This window comes from Erwinia artemisiae (assembly GCF_051400835.1).
GTDB classification, from domain to species: Bacteria; Pseudomonadota; Gammaproteobacteria; order Enterobacterales; family Enterobacteriaceae; genus Erwinia; species Erwinia aeris.
In genome coordinates this window covers 89,321-105,039 of the sequence record NZ_JBLFFM010000006.1, presented here as the reverse complement: position 1 = coordinate 105,039, position 15,719 = coordinate 89,321, and the positions used below count along the sequence as shown (strand labels likewise).

15 protein-coding genes are annotated in these 15,719 nt (G+C 52.2%); 10 read left to right on the top strand and 5 right to left on the bottom strand.

The genetic code is table 11. The annotated features are described in order from the left end of the window. Nucleotides 1–38 precede the first annotated feature (38 nt). Both ACMGEE_RS14615 and ACMGEE_RS14610 read right to left on the bottom strand, forming a co-directional pair. Complete coding sequence (locus ACMGEE_RS14615; RefSeq protein ID WP_436830261.1) at nt 39–1,394, bottom strand: DUF3131 domain-containing protein; 1,356 nt, start codon at nt 1,392–1,394, stop codon at nt 39–41. Next, on the bottom strand, nt 1,391–3,211 hold the full coding sequence (locus ACMGEE_RS14610) for a glycosyltransferase family 2 protein (RefSeq protein ID WP_436830312.1): 1,821 nt from the start codon (nt 3,209–3,211) through the stop codon (nt 1,391–1,393). Before ACMGEE_RS14610 ends, ACMGEE_RS14615 begins: the two co-directional genes overlap by 4 nt. A 321-nt stretch (nt 3,212–3,532) precedes the next feature. Between ACMGEE_RS14610 and opgC the strand changes: the two genes are divergently transcribed. From opgC to ACMGEE_RS14585, 5 genes are read left to right on the top strand one after another with little or no spacing between them, the layout of a single operon-like run. Further along, entirely contained in the window at nt 3,533–4,747 is a 1,215-nt protein-coding gene (opgC, locus tag ACMGEE_RS14605; RefSeq protein WP_125289050.1) for an OpgC domain-containing protein, read from the top strand. Between the two features lie 60 nt (nt 4,748–4,807). After that, on the top strand, nt 4,808–5,680 hold the full coding sequence (locus ACMGEE_RS14600; RefSeq protein WP_436830311.1) for a hypothetical protein: 873 nt from the start codon (nt 4,808–4,810) through the stop codon (nt 5,678–5,680). Nucleotides 5,681–5,699: 19 nt separating this feature from the next. Next, nucleotides 5,700–6,935: a PP2C family protein-serine/threonine phosphatase gene (locus ACMGEE_RS14595; RefSeq protein ID WP_436830310.1), complete on the top strand. Its 1,236-nt coding sequence runs from the start codon at nt 5,700–5,702 to the stop codon at nt 6,933–6,935. After that, nucleotides 6,925–7,269 (top strand): STAS domain-containing protein, encoded by a 345-nt coding sequence (locus ACMGEE_RS14590; protein ID WP_436830260.1) that lies wholly within the window; start codon nt 6,925–6,927, stop codon nt 7,267–7,269. The genes ACMGEE_RS14595 and ACMGEE_RS14590 overlap by 11 nt, the downstream gene beginning before the upstream one ends. A 3-nt stretch (nt 7,270–7,272) precedes the next feature. Continuing rightward, complete coding sequence (locus tag ACMGEE_RS14585; protein ID WP_436830259.1) at nt 7,273–7,728, top strand: ATP-binding protein; 456 nt, start codon at nt 7,273–7,275, stop codon at nt 7,726–7,728. On the opposite strand, the gene ACMGEE_RS14580 is transcribed toward ACMGEE_RS14585, so the two are convergent. Both ACMGEE_RS14580 and ACMGEE_RS14575 read right to left on the bottom strand, forming a co-directional pair. Continuing rightward, nucleotides 7,725–8,885 (bottom strand): alpha/beta hydrolase-fold protein, encoded by a 1,161-nt coding sequence (locus ACMGEE_RS14580; protein ID WP_436830309.1) that lies wholly within the window; start codon nt 8,883–8,885, stop codon nt 7,725–7,727. The genes ACMGEE_RS14585 and ACMGEE_RS14580 overlap by 4 nt on opposite strands. 178 nt (nt 8,886–9,063) lie before the next feature. Further along, nucleotides 9,064–10,347: a cystathionine gamma-synthase family protein gene (locus ACMGEE_RS14575; RefSeq protein WP_253455219.1), complete on the bottom strand. Its 1,284-nt coding sequence runs from the start codon at nt 10,345–10,347 to the stop codon at nt 9,064–9,066. Between the two features lie 565 nt (nt 10,348–10,912). Between ACMGEE_RS14575 and ACMGEE_RS14570 the strand changes: the two genes are divergently transcribed. The 3 genes from ACMGEE_RS14570 (at nt 10,913) to hpt (ending at nt 13,156) form a co-directional block, all read left to right on the top strand. Further along, nucleotides 10,913–11,755, top strand: a complete 843-nt coding sequence (locus ACMGEE_RS14570; protein ID WP_369895482.1) for a YPO3983 family protein — start codon at nt 10,913–10,915, stop codon at nt 11,753–11,755. Next, nucleotides 11,745–12,209 carry a DUF943 family protein gene (locus ACMGEE_RS14565; RefSeq protein ID WP_253455218.1) on the top strand — a complete coding sequence of 155 codons (465 nt, stop codon included), beginning with the start codon at nt 11,745–11,747 and terminating at the stop codon, nt 12,207–12,209. Before ACMGEE_RS14570 ends, ACMGEE_RS14565 begins: the two co-directional genes overlap by 11 nt. Nucleotides 12,210–12,619: 410 nt before the next feature. After that, nucleotides 12,620–13,156 carry a hypoxanthine phosphoribosyltransferase gene (hpt, locus tag ACMGEE_RS14560; protein ID WP_125289058.1) on the top strand — a complete coding sequence of 179 codons (537 nt, stop codon included), beginning with the start codon at nt 12,620–12,622 and terminating at the stop codon, nt 13,154–13,156. A gap of 61 nt (nt 13,157–13,217) precedes the next feature. Here hpt and can read toward each other — a convergent pair whose 3' ends face one another. Next, the gene (gene can / locus ACMGEE_RS14555) at nt 13,218–13,883 is read right to left on the bottom strand and encodes a carbonate dehydratase (protein ID WP_253455217.1); all 666 of its coding nucleotides are present in this window, start codon (nt 13,881–13,883) and stop codon (nt 13,218–13,220) included. 106 nt (nt 13,884–13,989) lie between these two features. Between can and ACMGEE_RS14550 the strand changes: the two genes are divergently transcribed. Continuing rightward, nucleotides 13,990–14,916, top strand: coding sequence for an ABC transporter ATP-binding protein (locus ACMGEE_RS14550; protein ID WP_253455216.1), 927 nt, complete (start codon nt 13,990–13,992; stop codon nt 14,914–14,916). Further along, nucleotides 14,913–15,683: an ABC transporter permease gene (locus tag ACMGEE_RS14545; protein ID WP_125289061.1), complete on the top strand. Its 771-nt coding sequence runs from the start codon at nt 14,913–14,915 to the stop codon at nt 15,681–15,683. Before ACMGEE_RS14550 ends, ACMGEE_RS14545 begins: the two co-directional genes overlap by 4 nt. The last annotated feature ends 36 nt before the right edge of the window (nt 15,684–15,719 follow it).

The following is a 15,719-nucleotide window of genomic DNA, read 5'->3' as shown; positions in this document are numbered from 1 at the left end:
CAGGGCGCGCAGGCCGGATTGACGAAGCGATAATGATCTCATTCCAAAGTCACTCCTTGTTGCGGGCTTTTGGCGGCTGAAGTTGGCGTTGAGCAGCTCAGACAAAGCAGTTGGCCATAGGCAATATAAGAAAGGCTTTCCAGCACCATGGCATTGGTGTCTGCCTCAATCACAGGATTAACGCTACCGTCCACGTTGAAACCCGCTTTCCAGCCTTTTCCCGGTTCGATCATGGGCAGCATCTGCTGCCGAAGCGCTTCACTCCACTGATTGCGGAACAAGGCATACCAGGCAAACGCGGTGCGGGTCGAGGTCAGCGCGCGAGTAGTCAATGATTCACTGGCATTGTCGTTTTCGTCCTGCAGAGGGATCGGCTGGGTGCCGGGCAGGGCGCCAGCAAAATCGGGCGCTTGTTCAGCATAATCCATATTGATTTCGCCTTTCCCGGCGGGCTTACCGGTACGCTGCTGGAGGATCTGCATCAGGCGCCAGGTTATCTCTCCGCTGCGCGCGTCAAACCCCTGTTCCAGCCCGCTAAGTAAGTAAGGCATACTGATCAGAGAAGGCTGTTTCCCCCAGGGCGTTCGCAGGCCTTCATCCGGCACCGCATGGCCTTCTATCTCTATCATTTTCAGGCCATCCGGCGGCTGGGTAACGGCCAGCCCGGCGGTAGCATTGATCAGTCGCAGCACGCTGCCTGCATAAAGTCGATAGCCGTAGCTGCCTCGCGGATCGTCAGTACGAATAACCCAGCGGTTAAGCGGCAGGCTGGCACCTTGCGGCCCGCTGCTCTGTAATAGCGCCGCAAGCTGCCATTTGGCCAGGAGCTGGTTGACTTCCAGAGCGTGTTGCGGATAGCGCCAGAGCAGGATCTGCAACGGCATCAGAAGACGGCCCATATCAATAGCCGAACCGGCGGCCTGCACAGGCGAGGCGACAGGTTGCAGCGTGTCGGCATGGTAAAAGGCTGCGGGCAACCCTTCCGGCAAAAGCGGCAGTGCACCGAGCGCGCCGAGCGCGGAGCTGATACGGTCGTCAAATTCGGCGGCAGAAATAATGTGTAATTTATGCGCGGCAATCGTGGCCAGCAGATAGCTGCCGGTGCTCCACAGGCTCAGCCACGCCCTGTTTTCTTCGGCGTTAACCAGGCCGTTAGCCTGGCTGTTATTGACAAAATATTGCCAGGCGATACGCGCCCACAAGGCTTCATCAAAGGTCAGTTCCCGTGGCTGCGGAAGAGGAGGAAAGCTTTTGCTCAGCGTGATGCCATCGGTGGTTTCCACACGAGCAGGCATCTGTTTTTCGACCCACAGCACAATGGCGAAACCGATTAGAAAGCCAATCAGGATGGTCAAATAGCTGCGGGCGCTGAGAATACCGGCTTTCAGACTCATGCGGCTTCAGCCTCCTGCGTAGCGGGCGGCGTCCACATTGCCGCCATGATCATCGGCATCATGGCGGCGATATTAACCGTGCCCCAGAAGATGTTAATGACGTAGCCGGAAGGGTCATCAATATTGCCGCGTGCAACCTGGATCCCTCCCCAAATCAGACCCAGCAGAGTCAGAGCGGCAATCGCTAACTGGGGTTTAACCAGATAAAGAAAACGCCCGGATTGCCGTTCCTTAGGCGTGACGTGAAATTTAATTTTTTCCCCGCGCAATACCGTGCTCAGCGCCCGCAGATTGACGGAGAAAAAAGCCAGATAAGACGAACGGCCATCCCAGGCGGAAATTCCCCAGGTCCCAAACATAAAGGCCAGCTCAGACACGATAAAAAAGGGCAGGAAATGCAGATAAAAGGGGGTGGAATAAGCTGAGACCGGCGGAATGCCGGTAAAAAGATAAATCAGTGGAGAAATCAGAAAAATGGTATTCCAGATACAGGCAAGGTAAGACCAAAAAGTAGTGCCGTACATCAGGGTTTGTCCCAGGCTCAACTTAAAGCGACGACGGCTGAAAATCTTATCGTGAAATAAAATATCGAGCGAGCCAGCGGCATATTTAAAACGCTGGATCATCCAGGTTAAAAGATCCTGCGGAGAAAGCATTTTGGATTCAATACCAGGATGCATCACCGACCGCCAGCGGCGTCCCGCATCGCCATGCAGCACGATAGAAGTATAAATATCCTCAGACACGTGGAATTTATAGGGCGTCAGTTCGGTATCATTAATTACGTGAGGGCGCATCGCCGTGCTTAACGCCGCTCGCGTTTCTTCATCACTAATATCGCGCGTGTAGCGGGCAATCTCTTCTTCAACAGTAAACACGTAGCTACGCAGCGCGGCCTGCATGACCGCTTCACGACGATGAACGGAAGCCGCGCCGCAGCAGAATGCGGCATTGGCCCAGTTGCGACGCCGCAGGATCACATCATAAAACATGCGTGGGTCGTTGAAAAAAGGATCGCTGCCTACGGTCAGGGGGCCGAACACGCCCTCGGTCAGGCGGCCAAGCAGGTAACCCGGCAAGCCAGCGTGGCGGCGCAGCCAGCTGGCGAAGCGTTCACCTTCAGGCAGATCGTAGAACCATTGCGGCGTCTGCACCCAGGCCACATCCGGATCGCGAAAGTAGCCCAGCGTATTAGCCAACAATGTAGGGAATACCCGCGTATCAGCATCACAAATCACCAGAAAATCGCCGTCGGTTTGCTCCATGCCGTTACGAATATTGCCCGCTTTAAAACCAATATTATTTTCGCGCGAGATGTAGTTCACGCCTTCCTGCTCGCAAACCGCGCGCATTTCAGGCCGCCTTCCATCATCAAGGACATGAATTTTTAACGTCAGGGTGGTCGGGTAGCGCATTTTTAACGCGTCCTGAATCGACAGCCTGACCAGCTCCGGATCCTCTGAATAGGTTGCGATAAAGAGATCCACTTTTGGCGGACGCGCGTCGCCCCGATCCTCAGGCAGCAGGCACTGGTTGATATCGTCTGGCGCTGCGGGACAAGGCGGATCCTTCTCCTGCCAGATATTGATAGTAAACAGCAGCGTGCCGAACCAGGCGAAAGTCTCCGCCATAGCCAGCGGCACGGCATACCATAACGCATCGGTATTCAGGGATTCCATCCACCGCCAGCGGATGTAGTTAGCGCCCAAAATAAGCCCGGCGACGGCCAGGATCTGCCAGGTCTTCACTATCCATTTTGGCGTGGAAAGGGGGGCTGGCGGGCGGCGATGTTCAAAACGTGAAAAATAGTGATCCATTGGCATCCAGTCTCTGTCTGATAGGGCCATAGCAAGCTTTTTCACCTGATGAAATAAAAACAAGTAAGGGATATGAAGGTGTTTACTTAAGTTGTTGTTAACTGAATCATAGTTTGTGCAAAGGCTATTGCAAGATATGTAAAGAAAATGGAACCCAGAAATGGCGTCAACTCGCTGTTATCATAAGATTTATAACTATTTTTTTATTTTTAAGCCCGTATCGTGACTTAAACTGTAACGTGTCTACACTTTCATTTACCTGGCAGAGAAGCACTCTTCTTATCATTGCGCTTCGCTTGATATCAATTATGGTAATGAATAATGGTGGATTCCGTTTCCGTTCCGAAGAGAGCAGCAGTCGACTGGCGCGCCTGGCGTTATGCCATACCGGGAAAGCGCGATCTGCGTATTGATATGCTGCGCGGGATTGCTCTGGTGATGATGGTCGTGGCCCATACTGAAATTCTGTCGTTGGTCAATATCTTCACCTGGGAGCGCTTTGGTCTGACGACCGGTGCCGAAGGATTTGTCATTTTGTCCGGCTTTATGCTGGGGATGCTAAACCGCCAGCGTTTGCAAAAAGAGGTGTTGCTGACCGTAAGCTGGACGCTGTGGCGCCGCGCCGGAAAAATTTATCTGGTCAATGTGATTATTATTCTGCTGATGCTGGCGTTGAATAAACTGAGCTTTGTAAATACGTTTGAAGTCACGCACTTTGTCGATCGCTATTCCGGAACCGTTTGGGCGCTTTTCCCCACCACGCCACAGATTAAAGAAACCTGGTTTAACATTATTCTTTATCTGCAAATCGGGCCGCATCAGACGCAAATCCTGGGCCTTTATATCTGTCTGCTGCTGATCAGTCCGCTTTTTCTTGCTTTGCTGCAGGGACGACGCGTCGTCTGGCTACTCCTGGCTTCACTGGCGGGCTATATCAGCTATCAGCTCTGGCCGACGCGGTTGACGGTGGCAGAATTTGAATTCGCTTTCCCTTTGCTTGCCTGGCAACTTATTTTTGTGTGCGGGATGTGCTGTGGCTGGTACAAAGATGAACTCATGTCGCTGGCCCATACGCCTGGCGGCTATATCGTGATGAGCATAATGGTGATTTATGCGCTGGTGTTAATGTTTATCGCCCAAAACCATACCAATCCGTTTATGCCGCCTTCCCTGTTGATGCAGGTAATACCGCCAGCCGATTTCAACTGGTTTTATCGCCATCTTGCCGCTAAAAATGCGCTCGGGCCGTGCCGGGTATTAAACGACTTTTGCCTGATTTTATTAGTCTATCTGGTTATGACGTTTTGCTGGCGACCGTTGGAACGTCTGTTTGGCTGGTTTTTAATCCCGCTGGGTCAACACTCGCTTTACACCTTTATCGTGCACGTTTTCGTGGTGCTGGCGGTCAGCCAGTTTGTTCATTTTGATCTCTGGCATCAGGCCTGGTTACGTAACACCTTTATCCATCTTGGCGCGCTGGGCCTGCTGTGGTGGATGGCGAAAAAAGAGATTGGTGGTCGCTTTATCCCTAATTAAAAGAAGGAAAACAGCATGTTTTATAGCGGGAGAAGAGCGCGTAACCGATATCTGACGTGGATGTTTATCTGCAGTACTGTAACGCCTGTTGCTCAGGCTGCGTCGTCCGCCAGCGAGACTTCCGATGCGAATGGCGAACCGGTTCAGGCAGCCGTTTTTACCAACCGCTGGGGACGTCTGTTTTCAGGTAATAAGGATAAATTTTCCAGCGCGCTGAGTTTTTCCAGCGGGTTGAAAGAACAGCGGTTGACCATTCCAAATGGTTCCGAATCTGCCCGACAAAAGAAAAAAGTTAATCAGTTGTTAAACCTGAGCCTGCAGTATTCCCCTTACAGCTACTGGTTTGGCAACGTTACTCTGCGTGCGCCCGTGTCTGATTTCAGCCGTTACAGCACTAATTTTCGCTACAGTTTCGGTTACGATGACTGGCATCCCAACACGTTCAGCCTGGTCTACAGCAATTATGGCGATAACTACCTGTTTACCTCCGGCACGACCCGACATACCTATTTTGAACAGGGCGCCTTTACTTTCGCCTACAAATTTTCGCTGCCCGAATCCTGGCAAAAACATCTACTGATTAATAAAGGCGACGCGCTGACCTGTCAGATCGGCTACAGCTGGGTGCCGCGTTACTATTCCCTGGCCGACAATGATTTACGCGCCAATAAACAGGTTGGCCTGGGCGGCTGCGGTTACACCTTTAAACAACACTTTTTTATTCGCGCCACCGCCTTCTGGTATCCCAAATCCGAACAGCAGCAGCCGTGGAACGGCGATTACAGCTACAGCTTTGGCTACGCAGGGTATACGCCCGGATCGCTGTCCGTGCAGTACAGCAACTACAGCGGAACGCGTTTTCCCGGCCGAGGCAGCAGTAATGCAAAGTTTCGGGAAGGCACTATTTCACTTATCTGGTTTCTGCCCTTTTAAGGCCACCGCTATGTTAACGCTGCAATCTCAACCCGTACTGGTCGTCGACGACGCAGCCACTTACCGCAAGTTGCTGGCGGGGTTACTGAAAAAATGGGGATACGAAGTCTTTGAGGCCGAAAACGGCGAGCAGGCGCTGGCGGTCCTGGCCGAGCGGCCGATTAATTTGCTGATCAGCGACTGGGAGATGCCGGTAATGGACGGCCCGACGCTGTGCCAGGAGGTGCGCCTGCAGATACAGGATCGCTATGTTTATGTGATCGTGCTGACCGCCCGTGAAAGCGTGGAAGATTTGCAGGTTGGCTTTGCCGCCGGCGCGGATGACTTTTTACGCAAGCCGGTTAACCAGGTCGAATTGCAGGCCCGGTTACACGCCGGTGAGCGCGTGTTGCAGCTTGAAGCTATGCTGGCGGCCCGGAACAGGCACCTGAGCGAAGCGTTAAGACAGATTGAACAGGACTTACAGGCTGCCGCCAGCCTGCAAATCAGTATATTGCCGCCTCATGCTCTTCAGCATGGCCCTTATTATGCCGACTGGCTGTTTATTCCTTCCGCATGGGTTTCTGGCGATATCTTTAATCTGTTTCCGCTTGATCATCAGGCCGTAGGCTTTTATTGCGTTGATGTCGCGGGCCACGGCGTTACGGCGGCGATGATGTCGGTTGCCGTCGCCAGACAGTTTCTACACGGTCGCACCGTGGATCGTTTTCTGTTTAGTGGCAATACCGTTACCCCTCCGGCTCAGGTGGTGAAGATCCTTAACGAGCGTTTTTGCGCGCAGAGCCAGGACGTGCTGAGTTACTTCACCATCGTCTATGGCGTGATTGATTTACAAAGCGGAGAGGGCAGACTCTGCCAGGCCGGTCATCCCACGCCTTTTATCGTCAGCCGGGCAGGGGTAACGCGCCAGGTAGGCGATGGCGGTCCGCCGGTTGGCCTGCTCGACGATCTTAGCTGGGAAGAGAGCGACTTTCAGCTGGCGCCGGGCGAGCGGCTTTGTATCTACAGCGACGGCATCAGCGAATGCGAAAACCCCGAACATGAGATGTTCGGCGCGCAGCGCCTGGAAACTTTACTGGCTTCCCTTAATGATGTTCCCGTGGGCGGGCTGCTGGCGCAGGTGCAGCATGAGCTTAATCTCTGGCGCGACACGGTGCCGGGAGGAAACGCGCCCGCGGCTGACGATATCTCGCTGCTGGTAATTGAACGGCAGTCGCCTTATCCCCTTGATGGAGAGAGCATTAATGAAAATTGAAATTGAAAAACAACAGGATGTAACCCTGATGACGCCGGTCACGCGGCGGCTCGATGCGTCGGTCGCGCTGCGTTTTAAAGAAGAAGTATTGGCGGTTATTCAGCAGGGGGAAGTGCGGCTGGTGCTTGATTTTTCCCGCGTCGATTTTATCGACAGCAGCTGTTTAGGCGCCCTTATCTCTTTGCTGAAGGCGACCAGCGGCAAAGGCACGCTGGTGCTTTGCTCGCTAAACGGCAATATCAAAAATATGTTCTCACTGACCCGTATGGATCGCGTTTTTACTCTCTACCCTGAGCGGAGCGACGCGATAGACGCGTTAACCCTGGGAGGGTAAATTATGAAGCAGCTGCCTGATGAAGAGTGGCAGTTTCCGGCCACGCTTAACAGCCTGACCTCGCTGGGAAACGTGTTACACCGCTATCTGGCCGGCTTTCCCGTTGATGAAAGTTGGATCTATCTGCTGGACCTGGCGCTTTGCGAAGCCGCCAGCAATATTATCCGCCACGGCTATGCGGATCAAAAGGAGGCAGGCTATCGCGTCATCTTCAGTCACGATGCTGCCGCCATAACGATTGTGCTTATAGATCAGGGACTGCCTGTCCCCGCCGCACTGCTTTCGTCCAGGCCGCCGGATGAAGAGGAGAGCGTCACCTCCTCCGGGCTGGAGAACGTAAGCGAAGGCGGCCGTGGGATCGCGCTGATTTACGCCTGTGTGGATAGTGTCAGCTATCGCTCGGACAGCGGCGAGAATCAGCTGACGCTGAGCAAGACGCTGCCGACGGTGAAAGCTTAGCGGAACAGTTTTTGCACAAATTCAATATAGGCAGGTCGCCAGAGCGCCATTTCATGGCCCAGTCCGGGCAGGCTGTGCCAGTCCGTGACGACACCATTTTGATCGAGCAGAGCTTTAAGCCCGGTCATATCACGTCCTGTGATAATATCTTCCTCTCCCGTCACTAAGGTAAACAGTTTAAGCTGGCGGTTGATGGCCTGGTTTTTTTTAAGCTGGGCGGCGACGCGAAAGTCGGGCACGCTTTCAGTGGTGACGCCGCTGAACACACCCAGCCAGGCAAACCGATCCAAATGGCGCATCCCGCTTATCAGCGCCTGATAGCCGCCCTGCGATAAACCAGCCAGCGCTCGTCCCTCTGCATCTTTACGCGCGTTATAGCGTTCGGCAATCTGCGGGATAATTTCCTGTATCAGTTCTTTATCTGCCGCCAGCGCATTGCGCGGATAGAATGTCTGTCGGCGGCTGGCCGGAGCAAAATTTTCCGGTACGGCCTCGGCGAGGTCGGTTTCTGTATCCGGCATCACGACCAACATGGGCTCTATTTTTTTTTCCGCCAGCAGATTATCCATAATTTGCGGAATTCGTCCCTGGATAAGCGCGGAAAGAGCCGTGTCGCCAAAGCCGTGGTAAAAATAGAGCACCGGTAAAGGCTCGGCGCTTTTTTCCATGCCCGGCGGTACCCAGACGGAGAGCTGCCGTTCCCGGTTTAAAACAGAGGAGTGCCAGGTCAGCGTATGGATTTCACCATGTGGGACTTCGCGCACGTCCAGCAGGCTGCCAGGCACGAGGATCAGGCTGGTATTGACCTGACGCTGCGGCTTGGCCTGAGCGCTGCCGGTATCAATGCTTCTGAAACCGTCGATATTAAAGAAATATTCATATAAATCGGGCTTCACCGCCTCGCTGGTGAACGACCAGATACCGCGATCGTCTTTGCTCATGGCGTGCGATACATAGCGATCGGGCGTGGCGCCGGTGACCACCTCTACCGCTTTTGCCGCAGGCGCCCAGAGCCGCCAGGTAATAGTGCTGTCGTCATTAACCTGAGAGAGATAATCAGCTGGCGGCACGGTTTCTGGCGGTCGGACAGGTAACGGGATCGCCATCAGTGAACCGCTCCATAATGCGGCGGCACAGCACAGGACGTGACAACGAATACTCATCAGAATTCCTTCACAAAAGAGTGCGTGTTTTTCATTGTGGCATATCTGCAGAAAAGCGTGAGTGGCAGGTGCGGCTTCTGTAAGAACAGGGCAGGCATTATGCCTGCCCTGATATACCTGCTTCAGAAGCTGCTGTGCGGCAGGTAAGAGCTTTACCGTTAAGTTTGCGACGCTAAACTTTTTCCAGCGCCAGGCGTAGATCCTCAATCAGATCGTCTTTGTTTTCGATGCCGATAGAGACGCGAACGGTAGCCTCATTGATGCCGATACGCGTGCGCACCTCCGCCGGGACGCCGGAATGCGTGGTGCTGGCAGGATGGCTGGCGAGTGATTCGGTGCCGCCAAGACTTACCGCCAGCTTAAACAGCTGGAGCGCATTCAGCAGCTTAAAGGCAGCCGCCTGGCCGCCGACCACGTCGAATGAGAACGTCGATCCCGCGCCGCTACACTGTTGTTGATAAACCTCTGCGGCTGGCGAACCGGCTTCCAGAAACGGCAGATAGTGCAGTTTTTCAATTTTTTGATGCGATTGCAGAAACGCGGCGACGGCGGCGGCATTGTCGTTGGCGCGCTCCATACGCAGCGACAGCGTTTCCAGCGAGCGGCCGATCATCCAGCAGGAGTGCGGATCGAGCTGGGTACCAATCGCGCTGCGCAGCGCTTTAATCTGTTTAATCAGCGCCTTGCTGCCCATCACCGCACCGGCAATCAAATCGGAATGGCCGCCGACATATTTAGTCAGCGAATACAGCGACAGATCCGCGCCGTGTTCGGTTGGACGCTGAAAGACCGGCCCGAGCAGCGTGTTATCACAGGCAATAATCGGACGATGCTGCTGCTGCTGTGCTATTTCATCAGCCACGCGTTTAATCAGCGCGATATCCACCAGGCTGTTGGTAGGGTTAGCGGGCGATTCAATGAGGATCATTGATACGCGTCCCTGTTTCATTGCCTCTTTTGCCGCTGCCCGTACGGAGGCCTCATCCACGCCGTCGGCAAACCCGACCGACGCCACGCCCAGCCGACGAAAAGTTTTGGTCAGCAGCGTTTCGGTGCCGCCATATAAAGGCTGCGAATGCAGAATGGCGTCGCCTGGCTCGACAAAGGCCAGCAGGGCGGTAGAAATAGCCGACATGCCCGAAGAGAACAGCGCCGCGCTTTCGGTGCGCTCATAAATCGCCAGCCGATCCTCGACGATTTCGCTGTTGGGATGATTAAAGCGTGAGTAAACCAGGCCGTTGCCTTCGCCTTCCGGCGGCTCGCGACGACCGGAAACGTAATCGAAAAAGTCGCGGCCTTCTTCGGCGCTGGTAAAAATAAAGGTCGAAGTCAGGAACACGGGCGGTTTCACTGCGCCTTCGGACAGCGCAGGATCGTAACCGTAGTTAAGCATTTGCGTTTCAGGCTGTAGTTCACGATTGCCGAGATGCGTTTTTTTTGCGTGTTGCGTCGCCATGGGTTCTCCTGACCAGCGAGGGTAAATAAGCGATCGCATCTTAGCCTTACCGCCATAACGTTATTAAATAATTTATTGGACTATCGTTAAGCTTTTACTGAAAATATTCAGGCCTTCCGGAAGGCTATATGTCTGTTAGCATGAAATTCAGTTGCTGTTATTCTTCGCTGAAGGAAAAGCAGCAAAAAAAAGCGGCGTGATGAACGGATTGATCGGGATGAAATATAACGACGACAGGATTTTTTCCAGCAAAAGGTTTTACAAAAAAAATTTTTTTGACAGCGTCCATTAAGCAATGGAAAAGCTATTCATTGGTTTTAATTAACGGAACGCTGTTGGCTATGCCGCTGACCTTTCCATTAGCGCTATATTCCCCAGATCTTTGGCTATCTTGCTTTTCCGATTTTGCGGGCTGGAAAGGTATGAAACGGATACACTCCGCTCAAGCGGGCAAAATTCTTAATTTTTTTTCATTTAAATGTCGGGCGTTTACAGGCGATTTGAGCGGCGCTAGATTTACATCTAGCTGAAAATTTTCAGGAGTAACCCACAAGGAAGCGATACCATGTCTGCATTACAATTCCCCTGTACAATTTTCAAAACACAAAAAAAGATGGAAGATTACAGCGCCAGTGATATGCATTGTGGCGATTTATCAGAATTTCAGCTGAAAAGAGCGTTTCATCTGGTCGATGTATCCACCAGAGTCAATCCTTACACATTGACCAAAATCACCCCATTTAATCAACCTCAATCGAGATTCTATGGCTCCCGTAGCGAAGGTGAGAAAATTTCCCGGCAAGAATGTGCCAAAATCCTCTTTGATGAATTCCGACACCTTTCGCGGACATTTTCCATTTACGGACCTTACAGCCATCTGATTGAAAAAATGATAACCCATATGCAGAAAGGCAACGGCATGCCTTTTCAGGATACGTCTTTGGATAGTGCGTTAAAAAAGCATATTCTAAATGATAATTCTAAAAACAATACGCGTCTTTTGTTAACTAAAGTCGTTGGTAAAAACATAGACTGGGGAAAGGGTTACTTTCCTTTAGCGCAAAAAAAAGAGTTAACAAAAGCGATCCTTAGAGGGAAGTTACCTAAGTTTGATCGGTTGCAGGATAGTTTTAACGGAATGGGGATTACAGTACATGATGTATGGGCTACACATATCGCTATAAAATCACTGCATATTGAAAATGAGCGGTACCGCGCGCTTGTGAATTACAAAATACAGGATCATTTTGGCCTGGATAGTGAAGATATTTCAGCGTTAAAATTTAATCAGTTCCGTTTTTTTCGCATCTGGTTTTTGCTTCAACGATACAACCTGTTTGGCTTTAAACCCTTTATGACCGATATGGAAACCACTGTGGAAATTACCGGGAGACGTGATGAAAACTAATAAAAAATTATTGAGTACGTTGTTACTGGTTGGTAGCGCGTCACTGGTCTATGTTTTTTGGTTGTTTTTTCGCCCTGTGGTAATAGTTGCCGTTCACGAGGACGGGAACTTCAGTGATGTCATAGTAAAAAATGTTCCGTTTACCGAACGGGGTAAAATAGCCTGGTGGCTTAAAAATAAAGATAAGCTAAAAAACCGTTACGGCATCCCTAAACCAGCATTATATGGAAATTACACCATTAGCTTTTGGTTATTTGGTGATGGCTATAAAGAAGAGGGCAAGTATGACAGGTTATGTTTTAAGGATATGCAAACTGATAAGAACTGCATTGATAAAAACAGAGTGTTTTCAATAGATAAGAGCAAGAATAAGGGGACTATTTTCGTTGTGTATGATGGCGATGACTACCGACTGGAAGAAAATGGGGAAGTAATAAAAATTGACCATAATTAAAGCTTTATTTATTGCGTAGTGCCCAGGGGAAAATCTTCCTTCCCCTGCTGATTTCTTATCATGTTTCAGCCGGGTACTGAGATACGCTGATAACGGATACAGCTAAAAACATTCATCACCGGCCTTCAGGCAAGTTATTGCCCCCTTTTTCGGAGATCGGCAATGCAAGACAAGGGGTAATCTAACCCCTGAGCTTTTGCCGCCGGCCAAAAGCGGCGATTTGTTCGCATGCTTTCAGTTCATCCGGCAACCATCCCTGATATAATCCCCCTCCTTAAGAGGTTCTCATGCTATCGCCGTTGTATTGGATTGTGTGGTACTCCGTACAGCAATCGGTGTGTCAATATCGACTTTTCATACACGCTTTACATGATGTTTAACTGAATAAAATCAGTGAGATAAGCTAATTTATGAAACACACTGTAGAAGTCATGATCTCCGAGCAAGAGATCGCCAAACGCATCGCTGAACTGGGCCAGCAGATCACCGAAAACTACCGCGACAGCGGTAGCGAAATGGTGCTGGTCGGCCTGCTGCGCGGTTCCTTTATGTTTATGGCGGATCTCTGCCGCAGGATTGAGGTATCGCACGAGGTCGATTTTATGACGGCTTCCAGCTACGGCAGCGGTATGTCCACCACGCGCGATGTGAAAATCCTTAAGGATCTGGATGAAGATATCCGTGGCAAGGACGTGCTGATCGTGGAAGACATTATCGACTCCGGCAATACGCTGAGCAAAGTGCGGGAAATCCTGCGCCTGCGCGAGCCAAAGTCGCTGGCAATCTGTACGCTGCTGGATAAGCCTGAACGGCGGGAAGTGGAAGTGCCGGTGGAATACGTGGGCTTCACTATTCCTGATAAATTCGTGGTGGGCTACGGCATCGACTACGCCCAGCGCTATCGCCATCTGCCTTACGTAGGCCACGTGGTAATGCTGGAAGAGTAACGCTCACCGCACGATCGACTAAGGCCGGATTTCCCGGCCTGATATATGATCCGGCCGGAGATCAGCTCGGGTTTTGCAAGCCTTTCAGCGCGTTAGCGATACCTTTATGGTGACGCTCTTCAAGCACGTCCATGCTGGAAGCGCCGACTTCCAGGTCGTGCAGGTGGCCATCCTGAATACCGTAAACCCAGCCGTGAATTTTGACATTCTGACCGCGTTTCCATGCCGACTGCATGATGGTGGAGTGGCCCAGGTTATAAACCTGCTCGATCACGTTGATTTCACAAAGTTTGTTAAAACGCTGCTCCGGCGTCGGCAGCTGTTTCAATGACGAACTATGCTTGTACCACAGATCGCGGATGTGCAGCAGCCAGTTGTTGATTAGACCCAGTTCCGGGTTCTCGACCGCCGCCTGCACGCCGCCGCAGCCGTAGTGGCCGCAGATAATGATGTGCTCCACCTGCAGAACCTCCACCGCGTACTGCACAACGGAAAGGCAGTTCAGATCGGTGTGAATAACCAGGTTAGCTACGTTGCGATGAACGAACAGTTCGCCCGGCTCCAGGCCGGTCAGACGTTCGGCTGGTACACGGCTGTCGGAACAGCCAATCCAGAGAAAACGAGGCTTCTGCGCCAGCGACAGGCGTTCAAAAAAAGCCGGGTTCTCTTCTTTCAGCAGGCGAGACCACTCGCGGTTGTTACTAATGAGAGTATCAATATCTTTCATTTTTATAGCGCCATAACTTGATATGCGTGGCAGTAATATAGGCCATCAAACTGTGATTGAAAACGCTAAACAAGAAAACCATACAAAACAGGGCAATCCTTTACCTATGACTTATGCACTGGAACTCGAAAAGCTGACCAAAACCTATGCGGGTGGCGTTCAGGCCTTGAAAGGAATCGATCTTAACGTGGAAGCGGGCGACTTTTATGCGCTGCTTGGCCCCAACGGCGCGGGCAAATCCACCACTATCGGTATTATCAGCTCGCTGGTGAATAAAACTGCCGGCAAGGTGCGGGTGTTTGGCTATGACCTGCAGCAGGATGTGGTCAACGCCAAGCGCCAGCTGGGCCTGGTGCCGCAGGAGTTTAACTTCAACCAGTTTGAAACCGTGCTGCAAATCGTGGTCAGCCAGGCGGGCCTTTACGGCGTAGAGAAAAAAGAAGCGCTGCAAAGGGCGGAAAAATACTTAAAGCAGCTCGATCTGTGGGACAAGCGCAACGAGCGGGCGCGGATGCTTTCCGGCGGCATGAAACGCCGCTTGATGATCGCCCGCGCGCTGATGCACGAGCCAAAGCTGCTGATCCTGGATGAGCCGACCGCAGGCGTGGATATTGAGCTGCGCCGCTCGATGTGGAGCTTTTTGCAGGATCTGAACGCCAAAGGCACCACCATCATCCTGACCACCCACTATCTGGAAGAAGCCGAGATGCTTTGCCGCAATATCGGCATTATTCAGCACGGCCGGCTGGTGGAAAACACCACCATGAAAGGGCTGCTGGCGAAGCTGAAATCGGAAACCTTTATTTTCGATCTGGCGGCAAAAAGCCCGCTGCCGGCGCTGGAAGGCTTCCAGTACCGGCTGGTGGATACCTCAACGCTGGAGGTGGAAGTCATGCGCGAGCAAGGGCTGAACAGCGTCTTCAGCCAGCTCAGCCAGCAGGGCGTCAAGGTATTAAGTATGCGCAACAAGGCTAACCGCCTTGAGGAGCTGTTTGTAGACCTGGTAAACGGTCGCAAAGGAGAGAAAGCATGACACATCTGTACTGGGTTGCCCTGAAAAGTCTCTGGGGAAAAGAGATTAACCGTTTTGCCCGCATCTGGATCCAGACGCTGGTGCCGCCGGTTATCACCATGACGCTCTATTTTATTATCTTCGGCAACCTGATTGGCTCCCGCATTGGCGATATGCATGGCTTCAGCTATATGCAGTTTATCGTGCCGGGGCTGATTATGATGGCGGTGATCACCAATGCCTATGCCAACGTAGCGTCCTCTTTTTTCAGCTCTAAATTCCAGCGCAACATTGAAGAGCTGCTGGTGGCGCCGGTGCCGACGCACGTCATTATCGCTGGCTATGTCGGCGGCGGCGTGGCGCGCGGCGTCTGCGTCGGGATCCTGGTGACCGCGGTGTCGCTGTTCTTTGTGCCGTTTCACGTGCACTCCTGGCTGATGGTGGCGGTAACGCTGCTGCTGACGGCGATCCTGTTTTCGCTGGCGGGCCTGCTGAACGCGGTCTTCGCTAAAACCTTTGACGACATCAGCCTGATCCCGACCTTTGTGCTGACGCCGTTAACCTACCTGGGCGGCGTGTTCTATTCGCTGACGCTGCTGCCGCCGTTCTGGCAGATGGTGTCGAAGCTGAACCCGATCGTCTATATGATCAGCGGTTTCCGCTTCGGCTTTTTGGGCATCTCCGACGTGCCGCTGGTGTTTACGCTGGCGGTGCTGGTAGGCTTTATCGCGGTGTTTTACATTCTGGTCTGGTGGCTGATCCAGCGCGGAAGAGGGCTGCGTACCTAAACGCTTAAAAGCCTCTCTTCCCGCAAGGGGAAGGGA